The 13,540-nt window shown below is 38.2% G+C and carries 9 protein-coding genes and 2 pseudogenes; 5 read left to right on the top strand and 6 right to left on the bottom strand.

The annotated features are described in order from the left end of the window. Positions 1-125: 125 nt before the first annotated feature. From HOO54_RS09050 to HOO54_RS09040, 3 genes and pseudogenes are all read left to right on the top strand, one after another. Positions 126-482: pseudogene (locus HOO54_RS09050) on the top strand (L,D-transpeptidase); the annotation flags it as partial. 81 nt (positions 483-563) lie between these two features. Beyond that, positions 564-1,865: an MFS transporter gene (locus HOO54_RS09045; protein WP_172294470.1), complete on the top strand. Its 1,302-nt coding sequence runs from the start codon at positions 564-566 to the stop codon at positions 1,863-1,865. Positions 1,866-2,004: 139 nt separating this feature from the next. Beyond that, positions 2,005-2,463: a YkyB family protein gene (locus HOO54_RS09040; protein WP_172299449.1), complete on the top strand. Its 459-nt coding sequence runs from the start codon at positions 2,005-2,007 to the stop codon at positions 2,461-2,463. Positions 2,464-2,498: 35 nt separating this feature from the next. On the opposite strand, the gene HOO54_RS09035 is transcribed toward HOO54_RS09040, so the two are convergent. From HOO54_RS09035 to HOO54_RS09025, 3 genes are all read right to left on the bottom strand, one after another. After that, the gene (locus HOO54_RS09035) at positions 2,499-3,422 is read right to left on the bottom strand and encodes a chemotaxis protein (protein WP_172294468.1); all 924 of its coding nucleotides are present in this window, start codon (positions 3,420-3,422) and stop codon (positions 2,499-2,501) included. 72 nt (positions 3,423-3,494) lie between these two features. Continuing rightward, the gene (locus HOO54_RS09030; RefSeq protein WP_172294466.1) at positions 3,495-4,811 is read right to left on the bottom strand and encodes an MFS transporter; all 1,317 of its coding nucleotides are present in this window, start codon (positions 4,809-4,811) and stop codon (positions 3,495-3,497) included. A 45-nt stretch (positions 4,812-4,856) separates the two neighbouring features. Further along, positions 4,857-5,423, bottom strand: a complete 567-nt coding sequence (locus HOO54_RS09025; protein ID WP_172294464.1) for an RDD family protein — start codon at positions 5,421-5,423, stop codon at positions 4,857-4,859. Between the two features lie 168 nt (positions 5,424-5,591). Between HOO54_RS09025 and HOO54_RS09020 the strand changes: the two genes are divergently transcribed. Together HOO54_RS09020 and HOO54_RS09015 are read left to right on the top strand one after the other, a co-directional pair. Continuing rightward, entirely contained in the window at positions 5,592-5,747 is a 156-nt protein-coding gene (locus HOO54_RS09020; RefSeq protein ID WP_172292297.1) for a hypothetical protein, read from the top strand. Positions 5,748-5,881: 134 nt separating this feature from the next. Next, positions 5,882-7,095: pseudogene (locus tag HOO54_RS09015) on the top strand (aminotransferase A). Here HOO54_RS09015 and HOO54_RS09010 read toward each other — a convergent pair. The 3 genes from HOO54_RS09010 to HOO54_RS09000 all read right to left on the bottom strand — a co-directional run bounded on the left by HOO54_RS09010 (position 7,076) and on the right by HOO54_RS09000 (position 13,485). After that, complete coding sequence (locus tag HOO54_RS09010) at positions 7,076-8,887, bottom strand: PAS domain-containing protein (protein WP_172294460.1); 1,812 nt, start codon at positions 8,885-8,887, stop codon at positions 7,076-7,078. The pseudogene HOO54_RS09015 and the gene HOO54_RS09010 overlap by 20 nt on opposite strands. 161 nt (positions 8,888-9,048) lie before the next feature. Continuing rightward, complete coding sequence (locus tag HOO54_RS09005; protein ID WP_172294458.1) at positions 9,049-11,157, bottom strand: peptidoglycan D,D-transpeptidase FtsI family protein; 2,109 nt, start codon at positions 11,155-11,157, stop codon at positions 9,049-9,051. Positions 11,158-11,370: 213 nt separating this feature from the next. Beyond that, the gene (locus HOO54_RS09000; protein WP_172294456.1) at positions 11,371-13,485 is read right to left on the bottom strand and encodes a peptidoglycan D,D-transpeptidase FtsI family protein; all 2,115 of its coding nucleotides are present in this window, start codon (positions 13,483-13,485) and stop codon (positions 11,371-11,373) included. Positions 13,486-13,540: the final 55 nt, after the last annotated feature.

Genomic DNA, 13,540 nt, shown 5'->3' with positions numbered 1-13,540 from the left:
AACTTCCAAAGCTTTTTTTCGTCTAATAAATGCAACGGAACAAGCTCTTTTTTCGTTTTTAGCAAAAAGGAGATGTCTGTTAAATGGAATTCAGAGAACCATGGAAAAGCAGGACAAATTCAGATGGATTAAGAGACGCCAACACCATCCCTTACAAGATTGTCGTCTCTCTTAGGAATAAAACACTGAAATTGTATCAGTCGGACAGATTGATAAAAACTTATTTAGTAGCCATAGGAAGAACTGTCAAGAAAACTCCCCAAGGTGAGTTTATCATTGTCAATCGACAGGCAAATCCCGGTGGACCGTTCGGTGCATATTGGCTAGGACTATCAAAAGAGGGTTATGGGATTCATGGAACGAATAACCCGTCTTCAATTGGAAAAGCTGTTTCAAAAGGATGTATTCGAATGTATAATCGAGATGTCAGAGAACTGGCTTCGATTGTCCCAAACGGCACCCCAGTGATCATTACACCCTAAATACACTCTGCATATTTGAACAATCACCCCATCTTGTATTAAAATATAATAGGACCTTTAGAGTAAGGAGCATATATATTTATGGATATCTTTCAAAATCGTAATTTTCTTCGGCTCTTTTTTGCAGCATTTACCTCGCAAATGGGAACAACAGTGGGGAATTTGGCTTTCGCTTTTTTCTTGCTCGATAGGTTCAGTAGCCAGCCGGTCTATACGACAATTGCTGAACTGATGTATTCACTCCCTACGATTTTTGTTTTCTTTATTGTTGGTGTGGTCGCTGACCGTTTTGACCGCAAGAAAGTGGCCGAAAACTGTGATTGGATTAGAGCAGGATTGACTGTCGTTCTCTTTTTTGTATTATTTCTCGAATCGATTCCGCTTGTCTTGTTCGTTCTGTTTATCAGAAGTGCGGTGACAAAATTTTTCTTTCCTGCTGAAGCAAGTTTGGTTCAGGCTATCTTGCGAAAAGATCAATATGTAAAAGCCGCTGGACTTAATCAAATGCTTTTCAGTTTATTTATGCTGTTTGGTGTAGGGCTTGGAGCCTTTATGTATAAAACAATCGGACTGCATGGAGCAATCGCTCTCGATTTTATCAGCTTTATCATATCTGGTCTGTTAATCCGTTCCTGTGATATACCGATTGAAGCAAGGCAGCCAAATGGAAAAAACGGCTGGAAAAACTCTGCTGTGAAAGATTCCATGCATGACTTTAAAGAAGGTATCGTTTATATTTTAAAAAGCAAGTTGCTTGCATCTTTAGTATTCGGGTACTTTGTTTTTGGATTTGTCAGCGGCGGATTAGCTGTATTACCCATGTTTAAAATGAAATATATACTTTCTCCTGAATCATATGAATGGCATACATCACTTTTTACTATTGTTCTCGGCAGCGGACTTTTGATAGGAGCTGTAACCGGAGCTCTGCTTGCTAAAAAAGTGAAACCGGAATTCTTGATGTCAGTGCCCATTTTGATTGCAGGAGCATTCATTATTTTACTAGGATTCACAGATCAATTAATTGTTTATTATGCTGCTGCATTTTTGGCTGGAACATGTATTGGGCCTGTTAATACTGCACTTGGAGGCTGGATTCCTAAAATTGTTCATCCTAGATTAATGGGGAGAGTAAGCGGCTGGACAGATCCGCTGATGATGATCGCCCAGTCTTCAGCACTCGGTCTGATTGCTCTGTTATTCCCTGCAATGATTAGTAATATCAATTATATATATTACGGTTTGGCAGCTACTATACTTTTAGCAGGTTTGTATTATTTTATAACCTTGCCAAAATTAAGCATTCAGACTGCAGAAATTGATGTTCATGAAACATTAAAAAGACAAAAAAATACAAAAGCAAAAATGAACTCGATCAACTAAAGAAAAAAATACGCAATTTAACAAAAAAATTGCGTATTTTTTATGAAATATTTGCATTTTCCATTGTATTTCGTATAATTTAGACATAACCCTTACATCTTTAGGAGGTGATGAGGAAAGCATGGATAGGAGACAAAAAATGGACGACTATAATCATACTAAAGAATTAAAACCAACAATTGAAAACCTTTCAAAAGCAATTTATACAGTCAATCGTCACGCTAAAACAGCAACTAATCCCAAATTCCTATATCTCCTGAAAAAAAAGGCATTACAAAAACTGATCAATGAAGGGAAAGGGAAAAAGATTGGGCTCCACTTTTCAAAAAACCCAAAATTTAGTCAGCAGCAATCAGATGTACTTATATCTCTCGGAGACTACGTTTTTCATATGCCTCCAACTAAAGAAGACTTCGAAAATCTCCCACACTTAGGTACACTTAATCATTCATATCGGAATCCTAGAGCGCAAATGTCTCTGTACATTGCGAAACAGCTTCTCCAAAACTATACGGGATTAAAAGAAAAATCACTTGTGACAAGCCGAAAACAAGCGGCAAAACCAGTATTTAAACGCCTCGGTGAGAGTTATTTTTGATGAACAAAAAAAGCCTCTTTCTGAGGCTCTTTTTGTTAATTTTTTTTCATAATATATTTATCCAGTTTTTCAATTAACTCGTTCAGTTCTGGCTTACTAATCTGTTCATCAGCACCGACTTTCTCCCCTTTATGGCGAAGGTCATCTGTGATCAGTGAAGAGAAAATCAAGACCGGTATCCCACCGCTTAACGGATTTTCTTTGATGAGCTTTGTTAAACGGTGTCCATCCATTTGCGGCATTTCAATATCAGTAATCATTAAATCAATTTGTTGATCAAGCGGTGTTCCATCTTCAATCATGTTCATCAGGTGATCATAAGCTTCTTTTCCATTTTCAAATGAGATGATATTGTTGTAGCCCGCTTCATTTAATTTTTCTACTAAAAGACGGAGAAGTAAAGGAGAATCCTCAACAATCACCAGCTTTTTAGATGTTCTTCGCTGATCAAATGTCTCGTCTTTTACTTCATACGGGTTAACACCTGATTCAGATTCCAGATCATAAATAATTTTTTCATAATCAGGTAAGAAAATCATTGTTCCATCAAGTTTTATAATCCCGGTAAGATGCCTTTCCATTCCTTGATTCAATGCAGTCGGCTTTTCAATTTCTTCCCATGAAACCCGGTGGATTTGAGAAACCGGACCTGTATGAAAAACAATTTTGCGTTTATTAAACTCAGTTACGATATATTTCTCCTGCTTTTCTTCTTCTTCTCCATGCTCTACTCCAAAAAACGAGAATAAATCAATTACAGGAAGAATCTCTCCCCTTAGTGTGATCATTCCTTCCACATGTCTTTGGGAATGAGGTACTTTTGTAATTTCGACAGGTTGAATAATTTCTCTCACTTTCATTACATTGATACCAAATATATTGCAGCCAACTTCAAATTTGACAATTTCCAATTCATTGGTTCCAGAACTTAATAAAATCTCCTGTTTATTTAAAGACACGGATATCCCTCTCTATCTATATCTATTTTATTTTTAATATCGGCATCTTTATGTAAAAGTTGATGTTTCTGCTCAATTTGGTTTTACACGTCGAAGAACAATGAGACCAGCCAAAGTCAATAAAATCAAAGAACCAAATGCCATTCGGCTTGCTACATTCCCTAAATCATGGAACAATAATGTAATTGAACCATAAACTAATGGACCAAAGACGGAAGAAATCTTACCAGACAATGCAAACATACCGAAAAATTCACCGCGTTTATGCGGAGGTGTTAGTTCGATAATGAATGTTCTTGAGGTAACCCAACTTCCTCCAAGCGCGACCCCAAATAATCCGCCTGCTATCCAAAACATCGATTCTGATGTGGCAAGGGTACCGATTGTTAAAGCAATAATTAAGATAATACCCACAAGGCTGACCGCTCTTTTTGCGCCAATCCTTTTGGTGACATACCCTAACAAAAAAGATCCGATAATACTGAATATCGTTGAGACTAGATATACCCCAATGAACTGTTTACCTGCAATACCAAATACTGTCGCTGAATAGACTGCCATAATCCCAACGGTTGTCGCAAGCGCGTCATTGAGAAAAAAGTAAGCGATCATAAACAAAAAAACGGAACGATATAAACGAATATCTTTAAAAGTTTTAATGATTTCTTTGTATCCGCTAAAAAACGATTTTTTCTCAATTGCTTCCGTTTTCCGTTTCTCCTTTGCAAACAAAATGTATGGAAGGGAAAAGAATAAAACTAATAGAGCGGACGGAATAAATGCTCGATGGAATTGATGGTCTCCTACGAAAGCATAAACCGTTAATCCTACCAATGTACCGATATAGCCGACAGCAATTCCAAACCCTGATATGAGAGGGATTTGTTCTTTTGTTCCTAAATCAGGCAAAATGTTATCATAAAACACTAAACTGGAGTTATAAAAAAACTTTGCGATCACAAACAGGACGATCACGATTAGTAATTGCAATGGAACACCTGCTATTTTTTGTGAAAATGAAACGCCTGCAAATACTCCCATTAAAATAGTTGACGTCACACAAATGAGTGTAAACGGAGCGATATACCGTTTTTTCCTGCCTGTCCTATCGATCAAAACACCATATAACGGGGTAAACATCACCAATAAGATACTTGATGCAGAATTTGCGTATGAAATAAACGTGCTTGCCAGTTGATCCATATTAGCACTATTTCCGACAGCCTCTTTTAAATAGTAAGGAAAAAAGATTGTGACAATATTTGATGAAAAGATCGTATTCGCAAAATCATATAGTGCCCATGAAAGGATCGGCAAACTCAAAAACAATGCTATACCTTTTTTCTGGGCATCTTTCAATGTTTTCTCTTGTTCTGGCTGAATATTCATTAAAAAAACCCCCTTTATTGTCCTTTTGAAACAACACAGCACTCTTCAGCTAGAATGTGTACTTAGATTTTTTATAACGATTGTCTTAACTAAAAGATCATGAAGTGTTTGCTGTTGCTTAGTAAAAAAGGCAAAAATAAAACCGATATAATACATATGGGATAAACTGAATTTCCCAAAGAACCGACCAACAGCAGTGCCAAAGGAAATTCTTCTTCTCTTTACTTTATCCACGACTTGAATTCTCATTATTTTTTTACCGATGGTTGCTTTCCATTTCGATGACTCCATCAGTGTGTAATAAAGAAAAAAAATAATAAACCCAGGAAAAACCTTGACAGCACCCTCAATCACCAGAGCGCCCAAGTAGATCAAATGCATCAAGACCGTATTCCAAAAGTAGGACTCAGGATCATTTGAATCAGGCAAAAAACCGATTGCCCAATCAAAGATGCTATCATCTTTCAAGAGCTTTTCCGTTGCCATAAATATACTCAGTAACAGAGAAATAGATATTACCAGATCAATACAATAAGCTAAAAAACGTGGTGCAATCCCCGCATATTCACTCCTATCTAAAATAGGCGCTGTTTCATGTTTACTTAATTCCAAATTTCTACCTCCTAACTTTTATATGTTACTAGCAATTTCCGTTTTGAAGCAATATTGATCACATTTTTTTAAACTAAATTTAAAGTTTTGCTCACAATATGGACATTGAATTCCAAAGATTTCATGTTACAATAATGAAGGATTTTTTACAAGGAAGGTGTTTTGATGATGGGAACTATGATTATGATCAAAGATCAGGAAGTCACCGTGATGGAAGAAATCAGTAAAACCATTTATTTAGAAATGGTGAAGACATGTTCAGAAAATGTTGAGCAAACTTATCTCTCTTGGAAAGAAAACCTTGATTCAGAATATGGGTATTGAAAGGCAATCACTTGATTGTCTTCTTTTTTTCTTCTAGCCATGTTGTTTTTTGCATATACATGGCTTAAAAGATGACAATTCAACTAATGATGGTAAAATTAAGATAAAAGATCATATTGTTAAGGTGATGAAAAATGGAACATTTGCTAAATTCAAATGTAAAACAAATTGAAATCTCGGGGATACGTAAGTTTTCAAACCTTGTGTCCCAGTATGAAAATGTCATTTCATTGACAATTGGCCAGCCTGATTTCTTCACCCCCCATCATGTAAAGCAAGCTGCAAAAAAAGCGATAGATGACAATGATACATCATATACGCATAATGCCGGATATCCGGAATTGCGTCAGGCTGTCCAATTATATATGAAAAAGAAAACCGAGTTAAATTATGAAGCAGATAGCGAAATTATTATTACAAACGGAGCGAGCCAAGCGATTGATGCAACACTTCGAACGATTTTATCACCGGGTGATGAAGTCATTCTTCCAGGTCCTGTTTATCCCGGTTATGAACCGATTATTAGGATGTGCGGCGCCACTCCGCTGATCATTGACACCACATCCCACGGCTTTAAATTAACAGCTAAGTTAATCGAAGAAGCTCTAACACCAAAGACGAAATGTGTTCTGCTTTCATATCCGTCAAACCCGACCGGAATGACACTTACAGAAGACGAACTAAAAGACATTGCCGCCCTTTTAAAAGGACGGAATGTGTTTGTTTTGTCAGATGAAATATACAGTGAACTCACTTTTGATAGGCCGCATCACTCGATTGCTTCCGTTTTAAGGGATCAAACCATTGTGATTGGCGGGCTTTCCAAATCCCACAGTATGACCGGCTGGAGAATCGGGTTCTTGTTTGCCCCAAAAGAGGTGGCTAAACACATTTTAAAAGTCCATCAGTACAATGTCTCATGCGCTTCTTCCATTTCTCAAAAAGCAGCCATAGAAGCTGTCACAAATGGCGTTGATGACTCACTGATCATGAAGGAACAATATAAAAAACGGCTTGACTATGTTTATGATCGACTTGTCACAATGGGGCTTGATGTCATTAAACCGTCAGGAGCATTTTATATCTTTCCTTCAATTAAATCGTTTGAAATGCCTTCTTTTGATTTTTGCTTATCACTTCTAAAGGAAGAGGGACTGGCAATTGTACCGGGCAGCTCGTTTTCCAAGTATGGGGAAGGTTATGTGAGGATTTCTTATGCATACTCACCCGATACACTGCGGGAAGGACTTGATCGACTGGAATCATTTGTATTCAAGAAAAGACAGACGATTGAGACTACATAAACAACGGCTTTTTGAGCCGTTGTTTTATTTTGGAAAAGATATGACAAACGTTGTGCCTTTTTCTTCTTGAGTATCGATTTCGATTGTACCATTGTGGTTTTCAATAATATTAAAGGTAACCATTAGTCCAAGCCCTGTTCCCTTTTCTTTCGTTGTCAAAAAAGGTTCACCGATCCGTTTAAGAACATGTTCGGGGATTCCTTTTCCTTCATCTTGAACGATAACGGTCACAGCTTGCTTCGTTTCTGTCACACTTAAATGAACAGTACCGCCATCTGGCATTGATTCAACAGCATTTTTTATCAGGTTGATAAATACTTGCTTTAACTGGTTTTGATCCCCTTTTATACAAACCTTTTCATTTGAGAGATTCGTATTCATGATGATGCCGTTCAAATTAGCTTGTGTTTCTAAGAGAGCCGTTACTTCGCGAATCAGTTTGATCAGATCAAGCTTTTCTTGCAATGCATTTTGCTGAGGTTTTGCTAGCATCAATAGCTCGCTCAAAATCAATTCGATTCTACTTAATTCAGAAAAAATGATATTAAAATAATCCTCGTTTTCTTCCATTGTCGGCTTCATCAATTGTAAAAATCCTTTAATCGCTGTGAGCGGGTTGCGAATTTCATGAGCAATTCCGGCGGCAAGCTGACCGGCAATTGACAATTTTTCAGAACGCACCATTAACTCTTCTGTCTGTTTTCGTTCAGAAATATCTCTTAAGATGACTTGAACAGCTGTTTCACCGAAAAATGTCGTCGGAATACAGACCATTTCTGTATAGATGAGGCGGTTGCCAAAAGTATGCCAAGTTTGTTTAATGATTTCAGATTCAGATTTGCGATCCACGATTCGCTTCAGCCTTGCTTTCACTTCTTCATGGTCACAATGATGAAGCTGTTCATCAATATTTTTGCCAATTAAATCTTCATATGATTTCGCTTCAAACAGACGAATCCCTGATTCGTTCATGAATACCCATTTGCCTTTATGAATAACAGCTATTGTATCAATTGAATTTTGGATCAGCAATTGGTAACGTTCCCTGCTTTTTTGTAATATCGTTTGAAATTTCTTTCTTGATGAAATATCTATCAACAATATCAGTTCCGCTTTTTGGTTTTGATAAACAGTCGGGGCCGCTTTGACTTCAAGATGAATTTTCTGACCGTTCAGCTTTTTCCATGTCTGCTCAATCATTCCGACAGGAAGTCCTTTTTGCATTCTCATGATGCGATTTTTGACAATGTCATGATACTCTTTCTCAATAAAATCGTAGGAATACTTGCCAATAATTTGCTGTTGATGTTCTGCTCCGAGAAGACTGACAAATGCATCATTGACATAGACAATTTTCCCTTGAACACTGATACACAAAGGACTGGGTAACCCTTCAATCATCGCTTGAAATTCTTCTTTGACCGGATTTGCGCCCGGTTTTTCCGGTCCGGTCTCCTCATGAGAATTCTTCTTCTTAGTAGAGGGACGGTCTTCAAACACTTTCATTTTGAGAACAATTTCCCGCTCTTTTTCACCAACATGTGTCGTCACAAAATCAATCGCTGCTTCGATCCAAATCAATGTGTAATCTTTTTTTACAAATCTAAACGTGCATGGCAACAAATGATGCTCATTGTAAAAATAGCTTTCTACCAGAAAAAGATCGTCTTTGTGTAAATAGTCCTTCAAATACGTACCGATCAGTTCGTTTTGCTTGTAGCCCAGCATTTCTTTGCAGTTGGCAGATATGTAGATAAACCGGCCGTTTGCTGACAGGACTGCCTGTAAATTCACATGGGGTTTATATTGCTCAAAACGTTTTGTTTTTTGTTCCATCATATCCCTCCTTTATACCCTTATTCATGACCAGCATTCATTAAAACAATTTTGTTTAAAAAGATTCGCTAAAATACGAAAAATCTCCTTCAAAACTTCTAGGTTTCGTCAAAATTTGCAAACAAAAAAAGAACACAGAAGAAATCCGTGTTCTTTTTTGTCTAATGTTTGTCATGTTTTTTTTGTAGATCGGCATAGGCTTTGATGATTCTCTTAGAAATATTTTTGCTGATCTTCGCTTTATCGTTATTAAGATATGGAACAACAACACTAAAAGCGACCTTTGGATGTTCTGACGGATAATAGCCGGCAAAGGTTAAGTTGTATACCTCTTCTCCCCACATTTGTTTATTGATACCGTAGTAAGATGCCTGTGCTGTTCCGGTTTTACCTGATACATCATGATCGAAGACATTGTGCGCTGTTCCGTTTGCACTTTGTGTCACTTTTTTCAAGCCTATTTTGACTCTTTCAATGTCACTGGCTGAATTATTGATTCGATTTAAAACCTTTGGTGATCGTTCTTCAATAACAGGTCCTATCTTCTCACTTTCAGGCTGATGGATACTTTTGACGATCCGCGGTTGCACCCTGTATCCGCCATTCGCAATTGTTGACATATATTGAGCAAGCTGCAGCGGTGTATACGTATCAAATTGGCCGATCGCTTCATCAAGAAGAAGTCCGCCGACCGACTTTGGTTTTGTTTGCATTCCAGCTGATTCCTGCGGCAAGTCAATACCTGTTTTCACACCAAGCCCAAATTGATTGTAATAATATCTCATTTTCTTTAAATCTTCAAGATCTGCCGGAAAGGGGGCATCCTTTACATATGTGAACCCTGCCATCCTCATTGCGACATTAAACATGTAAACGTTTGAACTTTGTTGAAGTGCACTAACATCATTAACATAGCCAAGATTTTTCCATGATTTTTTTGGTTCACTACCTGCCAGTTTTATAGGTTGATCAAAATAGCCTTGACCATGCGGCATCCCGTCCTGAAAACCGGCAAGCACTGTTGCACCTTTAACAGCCGACCCCATTTCATACTGGGTCGTAAATGTACCGATCGCATAGTCGGTGATTTTGCCGTCCACAATTTGCTTTCCCGCCATTGATAAGACATCACCATTATTCGGATCCATCATCACCACAAAGGCTCTATCAAGCATAGGGTTGGAACCACGGAACCGATTAAGCTCATCTTCAATAATTTTTTCCACTTTCTGTTGCAGTTCGATATCAAAAGATAATTGCAGATCATAGCCGCGTCTGCCTTCATCAATTGTTTCTTGACCGACGACTTTACCTGCTCTGTTTTCATTGTATTGTACTTTTGCTTTTTTTGGATTTAAATATTCTTCATATTGATATTCAAGATAGCTTTTGCCGACTCGGTCGTTTCTTGCATAACCTCTTGTCAAATAAAAGTCCTCTCTATCTTTGAGCAGTCCCTGTTCAGGTGTTGTGACACCGCCAAGAACTGAGTACAACGTTTTTTCATGCGGATATTTGCGCGTCCAGTCCATGATCACATCGACACCTGGCAGTTCTGCTAAATGCTCGGACACGCGTGATACTTCTTCATAAGTTAAATCTTTGGCAGGCAGCTGCTTGGAAGACTTTTCATCCAACAATTTATCGCTATCTTTAGAGGATTTTTTCGGATTCATCGCTTTGACGATTTGCGGTTCATAGGCATATCCGCCGGAAAATCTTCTGAAAAAAGCAACTGTTTCAAGCTCTTGCTTATTTTTTTTCAGAGCGCTGATGTCGCGTTCAGGAACACGCTCCACTTGAAGTGCATATGTTTTCTTAGCGGTAAACTTTTTCTCTTTATCACTCAACAGACCCGCAGCTTTTTCTTCATGTGTGGCAAGCCAGTAGTCTTTTAAATCTCTCTCTTTCAAAAATGAGGTATCAATATCGATCAGCTTTGCCAGTTTTTCTGCTGTCTTCACCTTTTCTTTTGTTTCCGTTCCTTTCATGTTCGTGTATGTGATGGCTGGAACACTTTGATTATCAACGACAACACGCCCGTATTTGTCATACATTTTTCCGCGTGGAGCCGGATATGTGGCAATTTTGGCATCGATTCTTGAAGCTTGTGCCTCATAGTCTTCACCCTTGACAATTTGTACGACGCCTAGCTTAATTATGAGTGCAGCAAACAATGTGAATACAGCAAAGAAATACAGATTAATCCGCCAGAGGCGGGAACGTCTAGATTTTTTTATTTCAACAGGATTAAGTCCAGTTTTTGTCACTCAACATTCTCTCCCCTCATCATGTCGATATTTATATGAAAATTATATTTTAACACTTTTACTGTCATCATTACAGTTTTAAATTTTGCTACTTTAATAGGACGAATAAAAAGATCATTTGGTTTTCTTTTTTTGTAAGCTATTCCAAGTATAGTGAAGGGTGTAAAATGCATATCAAAAAAGAACACGGCGGAAATCCGTGTTCTTTTTTATCTAATGTTTGTCATGTTTTTTCTGCAACTCTGCATAAGCTTTGATGACTTTCCCAGCAATTATTTTATTCATTTTTGTTTGATCATTAATAGATGGAACAACAACACTAAAGGCAACCTTTGGATGTTCTGATGGATAATAGCCGGCAAATGTGATATTGTCTATCGAATCTCCGAAGTATTGTTTTTTGTCACCGTAATAGTTTGTTTCTGCTGTTCCGGTTTTGCCTGATACATCATAATCGAATGCATCGTGCGCTGTTCCCTCCCTAGTTTGCGTCACTTTTTTCAAGCCTATTTTGACTCTTTCAATGTCACTGGCAGAATTATTGATTCGATTCAAAACCTTTGCAGATCGTTCTTCAATAACTGGTCCTAGCTTTTCACTTTCAGGCTGATGGATACTTTTGACGATTCGCGGTTGCACCCTGTATCCGCCATTCGCAATTGTTGACATATATTGTGCAAGTTGCAGCGGTGTATATGTATCAAACTGTCCAATTGCTTCATCAAGAAGAAGTCCGCCGACCACTTTTGGGTTTGTTTGCATCCCTGCTGATTCATGCGGCAAGTCAATACCTGTTTTCACACCAAGCCCAAACTGATTGTAATAATACCTCATCTTCTTTAAATCTTCCAGATCTGCTGGAACAGGACCATTCTCAACATATGTGATCCCTGCCATCCTCATTGCCACAAAAAACATATAAACGTTTGAACTTTTTTGAAGCGCTTCGACTTCATCAGCTGCATGAATGTTATTTCCTCTCCACGAGCCTTTGGTTTTGTTATAACCCTTTAGTTTTAGTGGTCTATCAACATATACTTGCCCATGTGGCATACCGTCCTGATAACCGGCAAGCACTGTTGCACCTTTAACAGCTGATCCCATTTCATATTGTGTTGTAAATGTACCGATCGCATAATCAGTGATTTTGCCGTCAACAACTTGCTTTCCCGCCATTGACAAGACATCACCATTATTCGGATCCATCATCACCACAAAGGCTCTATCAAGCATAGGATTGGAACCACGGAACCGATCAAGTTCATCTTCAATGATTTTTTCTACTTTTTGCTGAAGTTCGATATCAAATGCCAGTTGTAGATCATAACCGCGTCTTCCTTGATCAATTGTTTCTTGACCGATGACTTTGCCTGCTCTGTTTTCATTGTATTGCACTTTTGCTTTTTTCGGATTTAAATATTCTTCATATTGATATTCAAGATAGCTTTTGCCGACTCGATCATTTCTTGCATATCCTCTTGTCAAATAGAAATCTTCTCTATCTTTGAGCAGCCCTTGTTCAGGTGTTGTGACACCGCCAAGAACAGAGTACAGTGTTTTTTCATATGGATATTTGCGCGTCCAGTCCATGATCACATCGACCCCTGGCAGCTCTTCCAAATGCTCTGACACGCGTGATACTTCTTCATAAGTTAAATCTTTGGCAGGCAGCTGCTTGGAAGACTTTTCATCCAACAATTTGTCACTATCTTTAGAGGATTTTTTCGGATTCATCGCTTTGACGATTTGCGGTTCATAGGCATATCCGCCGGAAAATCTTCTGAAAAAAGCAGCCGTTTCAAGCTCTTGCTTATTTTTTTTCAGAGCGCTGATATCGCGTTCAGGAACACGCTCCACTTGAAGTGCATATGTTTTCTTAGCGTCTAACTTTTTCTCTTTATCACTCAACAGTTTAGTTGCATCTTCTTCATGTGTGGCAAGCCAGTAGTCTTTTAAATCTCTCTCTTTCAAAAATGAGGTGTCAATATCGATCAGCTTTGCCAGTTTTTCTGCTGTCTTCACCTTTTCTTTTGTTTCCGTGCCTTTCATGTTCGTGTATGTGATAGCTGGCACACTTTGGTTATCAACGACAACACGCCCGTATCTGTCATACATTTTCCCGCGTGGAGCCGGATATGTGGCAACTTTTGCATCAACTCTTGAAGCTTGTGCCTCATAGTCTTCACCTTTGACAATTTGTACAACGCCTAGCTTGATAATGAGTGCAGCAAACAAGCTGAATACAGCAAAGAAATACAGATTAATCCGCCAGAGGCGGGAACGTCTAGATTTTTTTATTTCAACAGGATCAAGTCCAGGTTTTGTCACTGAGCATTCTCTCCCTTCATGATGTGAATTTTTTTTTAGAATGATATTTTTTGCA

The organism is Bacillus sp. WMMC1349 (assembly GCF_013155385.1).
Lineage (GTDB): Bacteria > Bacillota > Bacilli > Bacillales > Bacillaceae > Bacillus.
This window is presented reverse-complemented; position numbering and strand designations above follow the sequence as displayed.

What these genes read in the sequence shown, in the direction of transcription:
- HOO54_RS09010 (WP_172294460.1), bottom strand. Translation starts at nt 8,887, where the DNA reads ATGGAACAAAAAACAAAACGTTTTGAGCAATATAAACCCCATGTGAAT.
- HOO54_RS09020 (WP_172292297.1), top strand. Translation starts at nt 5,592, where the DNA reads ATGGGAACTATGATTATGATCAAAGATCAGGAAGTCACCGTGATGGAA.
- HOO54_RS09040 (WP_172299449.1), top strand. Translation starts at nt 2,005, where the DNA reads ATGGACGACTATAATCATACTAAAGAATTAAAACCAACAATTGAAAAC.
- HOO54_RS09030 (WP_172294466.1), bottom strand. Translation starts at nt 4,811, where the DNA reads ATGAATATTCAGCCAGAACAAGAGAAAACATTGAAAGATGCCCAGAAA.
- HOO54_RS09045 (WP_172294470.1), top strand. Translation starts at nt 564, where the DNA reads ATGGATATCTTTCAAAATCGTAATTTTCTTCGGCTCTTTTTTGCAGCA.